Source organism: Campylobacter gastrosuis, assembly GCF_030249845.1.
Classification (GTDB): Bacteria; Campylobacterota; Campylobacteria; order Campylobacterales; family Campylobacteraceae; genus Campylobacter_A; species Campylobacter_A gastrosuis.
This window is the reverse complement of sequence record NZ_JANURM010000038.1, coordinates 1-4,092: the sequence shown is the minus strand read 5'-3', so window position 1 is coordinate 4,092 and position 4,092 is coordinate 1. Positions and strand designations below refer to the sequence as shown.

General features: G+C 39.1%; 3 protein-coding genes and 1 pseudogene. 2 read left to right on the top strand and 2 right to left on the bottom strand.

Annotated features, from left to right (window positions below; translation table 11 throughout):
• Positions 1 to 140: pseudogene (locus NYG85_RS11755) on the top strand (heterodisulfide reductase subunit B); the annotation flags it as partial.
• Between the two features lie 9 nt (positions 141 to 149).
• Here NYG85_RS11755 and NYG85_RS11750 read toward each other — a convergent pair.
• Positions 150 to 1,049, bottom strand: coding sequence for a LysR family transcriptional regulator (locus tag NYG85_RS11750; RefSeq protein ID WP_284938843.1), 900 nt, complete (start codon positions 1,047 to 1,049; stop codon positions 150 to 152).
• A 146-nt stretch (positions 1,050 to 1,195) separates the two neighbouring features.
• Between NYG85_RS11750 and NYG85_RS11745 the strand changes: the two genes are divergently transcribed.
• The gene (locus NYG85_RS11745; RefSeq protein WP_284938841.1) at positions 1,196 to 2,059 is read left to right on the top strand and encodes a pirin family protein; all 864 of its coding nucleotides are present in this window, start codon (positions 1,196 to 1,198) and stop codon (positions 2,057 to 2,059) included.
• Between the two features lie 726 nt (positions 2,060 to 2,785).
• On the opposite strand, the gene NYG85_RS11740 is transcribed toward NYG85_RS11745, so the two are convergent.
• On the bottom strand, positions 2,786 to 4,092 hold a 1,307-nt coding region (locus NYG85_RS11740), incomplete at its 5' end, for a flagellin B (RefSeq protein ID WP_284938839.1).

Genomic DNA, 4,092 nt, shown 5'->3' with positions numbered 1-4,092 from the left:
AACGCTACCAAGACGCTCAAAATTCAAGCATCAGAAAGCCAATAATCCACCTTTCACAGCTTGTAGGTTTAGCACTTGGACTTGACAATAAAGCACTTGGACTTGATTTAAATATTATTGATGCTACGAAATTAATCTAAATTTAGGGGCTAAGCCCCTAACTCTTTTGCCATTTTGATAAACTCAATCTCTAAATTTGAGAGTTTCTTATCCTTTTTATAAGCAATCACAAGCGTTTTAGTAAGCCCACTATCGCCTAAGTCAAATAGCTTTATCTTATCCTTTTTACCATCTTTTATTAGCTCGCTAATCGTAAAAGTCGCGCCAACGCCACTTGCAACTATTTGGTTTGCTATATCAAAGGTTTCAGTTTCACATAAAATTTTAGGCACAAACCCAGCCTTTTTAAACATCAAATCAATGCCCAGCCTACTTCTTTGAGTTGATTTTGGCAGGATAAATCTCTCATCTTTTAACTCAGAGATTGAAATTTTTGGTAGCTCTTTGCCCTTAAATTTTAAGGATAATTCGTGCATAAAAGAGAGTGCTAAAAAGGTATCACTACTTTTGATAACTTCGTATTTTAGGTGCTTTGTGTCAATTGGCAGTATCAGCATACCAAGGTCAATCTCATCATCATAAAGCATTTGTTTGATTTTTAGAGTTGAAAAAATTTGTGAAATTTTAATATCAGCACCGCTAAAATGTTTGCAAAATTTTGGTAACAGACTGGGCAACATATTGTAGCCATTTTGTGAAAAGGCTATGCGGATTTTACCGCTTTTAGCCCTATTTAACGCTGAAATTTCAGTATCTAGCTCGGCTATCATATCATTTATCAGATTTGCTTTTTTAAGGTAAATTTCGCCAAATTCGGTTAGCGTTATAGGATTTGTGCTTCTGTTAAAAAGCGTGGTTTTTAGCTCATTTTCTAACGCAAAAATACTTTGAGATAGCGATGGTTGCGGTATTTTAAGTTCATTTGCAGCCTTTGTAAAACTCTGCAATTTTGCCACCTTTAAAAAGAGTTGCATATGTCTAAAATTCATATTTTGCCTTGAAATTTTGCTTTAATTATACCTTTTTGTTAAGAAATTTTTACAAATTCGCTCAAATTTCTTACTTTTAATTAATAAATTTTACATAGTTTGTTAATGCGAGTGGCTTAAAATTTCACAAAAATAAAGGAGAAAAAATGAGAAATGTTTTTAAAATTTACAAGGCAAAAAGTAGCCACTGGGTCGGAGATGGCTTTAAGGTTCAGCCACTTTTTAGCCATATGGATGAGGATAAAGGCACAAATCCATTTTTAATGCTTGATTACGCTGCCCCTCAGTTTTACGAGCCAAACTACGGCAAACCTCGTGGCGTGGGACAGCACCCACACAAGGGTTTTGAAACCGTTACTATCGCTTATAATGGCGAGATAGCGCACCGAGATAGCTCGGGTGGTGGCGGCGTGATAAAGCCGGGCGACGTGCAGTGGATGACGGCTGAGGCTGGGATAATCCACGAGGAGTTTCACTCAGAAAATTTTAGCAAAAGTGGTGGCAAGTTTGAGATGGCACAGCTTTGGGTAAATCTGCCAAAAGCACACAAGCTAACACCGCCAAAATATCAGCACCTAGCAAAAGAAAATATCCCGGTAGTGGAGTTTGAGGGTGGATTTGTGCGAGTGATAGCTGGGGACTTTAACGGCACGAAGGGCGCTGCTAGCACATTTAGCGTCCTAAACGTCTGGGATATCGTCATAAATGCGGACAAAACGGCAAATTTTAGCGTCCCAAGCAACCAAAGTCTCTCTCTTGTCGTGCTTCGTGGCGATTTGGAGATAAACGGCAAAGATAGGGCGACGCAGGGCGATTTGGTGGGATTTGAGCTAAATGGTGGCGATATAAGCATAAAAACGCACGGCAAAGACGCTAAAATTTTACTGCTCTCAGGAGAGCCGATAAACGAGCCAATAGTGGGCTATGGACCATTTGTGATGAACTCAGCTAATGAGATAAGAGAGGCGATAAACGAGTTTAACAGCGGTAAATTTGGAGCGATAAAGTAGCGATTTGCTAGATTTTGCTTGGCGTAAAAGGCGAATTTGGCTATAAACTTTAAAAAACGGCGTTTTTTGATTTAAACTTTCAAAAAACGCTAGAACGTAAAAATCTAAACTGCAAACACTGACTTGTCGGCAGTTAAAACCTGCAAAAGCACAGCAACGATAGAGTGTCGCCATTGGGAGCAGATGGCAACAAAAATGGTATTACGATACCATTTTTGTGGTCTGCGAGTTATGGTTAAGGGATAAGGGGCAACCCTGCTTTGTTTTTCTCGTGATAAAGCCGTATAAAATTTAGCTTGTAATCTTTGTCTTTTGACTAAAAATTGAAAAACGCTAGAATGTAAAAAGACTAAAACTTGCGAACGCCGATTGAAAATCGGCAGGTGTTCGCACGAAAGAGCGTTGTCGGGGTTGTGGGTTGTTAAGGGAGAAGGGGGCGACTTCGCAATTCAAGCCCCCTTCTCCCTTAAATAAAACAAACGACACTTTTTAAATTTCAAGCAACGTTCTACTTCAAACAAAAACTTTGTTTGTTAGTTATGGCAGGAGCGACCCTACTTCACTTTGCTCGTGCTAAAAGCCAAGCAAAAAACATTTTTTAAAAAATGACACTTTTTAAATTTTAAGCGAAGTTGTTATCAAAAACCACGTGAATTTTTATCAAAAACCAAAATTTTAATGATTAAAAGAATTTCTAGCAAACCAAAGTTTGCTAGAAATTTGTAGTTATTGTAGCAGTTTTAGGACATTTTGTTGCACTGAGTTTGCTTGGCTCATTGCATAGCTGCCTGATTGTGCCAAAATATTTCGTTTTGAGAAGTTTGCACTCTCAGCTGCAAAATCAACATCTCTGATTTGGCTCTCTGCTGATTTTACATTTACCTGAGTTACGGTTATGTTGCTAACGGTTGCAACGAGTTGGTTTTGGACTGAGCCAAGGTCTGAGCGAATGAAGTCAAGAGTTTTTTGTGCTGATTCAGCGATATTCATAACTGCCATAGCACCACGAAGTGTCATTACGCCAGCGGCTTGGTTTGAAGTCATTTTTCCACCATTTTGATAACCCCTTTGAAAACCCATAGCAGCAGCAACAGTTTGGTCTATCTGACCACGAATATCACGAAGTGAAACTGATTGTTCAGCACCGCCGTTACTATTATCTTTGCCTGCACTAAATGCGGTTGATATATTTAGTTTAGCTGCCCCACCTGAAACCTTAATATCCCTGCCATCAAGTCTTACTAAATTTAGACGACCAACAAAAATAGATGATAACGCACCGCCCATTTTTGCAAGGTCATCACCTTTTGTGCCATAACCAAAAACAGCTGATAACTTATCATTAGCTTGTCCGCCAGTTCCAGCCGTTGCTTTAATCGCACGTCCATCACGGCTAGTTAAAACCATTCTGCCTTGTGTATCAACAGAAGCTTCAACGCCGGTTTGATCTTTTACTGAGTTTATCGCATTTACCAAAGCACCATTACTATCACCTGCTTTTACGGCTAAGTCGCCAATTTTTACACCATTAATCTCTAAATCTTTTAAGTTACCTGCACCGATTGCGGTTTTAGAAACCCAAGTTACATCAAATGTCGCCCTAACACCAGTTTCGTTTGAAACTTTGTTAATATTTTCTGCCAAAGCACCTAAACCAGTGCCAAGTCCAGTTGAAATTGTTGCTGCTGCTACTTTTACGTTATTTACGCCGTCCACATTTATAAAAGTCATACTTATTTTTGCAGTAGCCGTAAATAAACGAGAGCTTTCAAACCTAGTTAATCCAATCTTATCCGAAGTCGTAGCACCAATGCTTGCTTTTACTACTTCGTTTGAGTAAGCACCTATTTGAAATTCTTTATTTGAGAATGTGCCGTTTAGGAGTTGCTGTCCATTGAAACTTGTTGTGTTGCCGATATTATCTAGCTCCTCCATTAGGCGGACTATGTCAGCTTGAAGTGCTTGGCGTGATTTAGAAGTTTGTCCGTCTTGGGCGGCTTGGGTGGCTTTTACTTTGATTGTATCAAGAATTT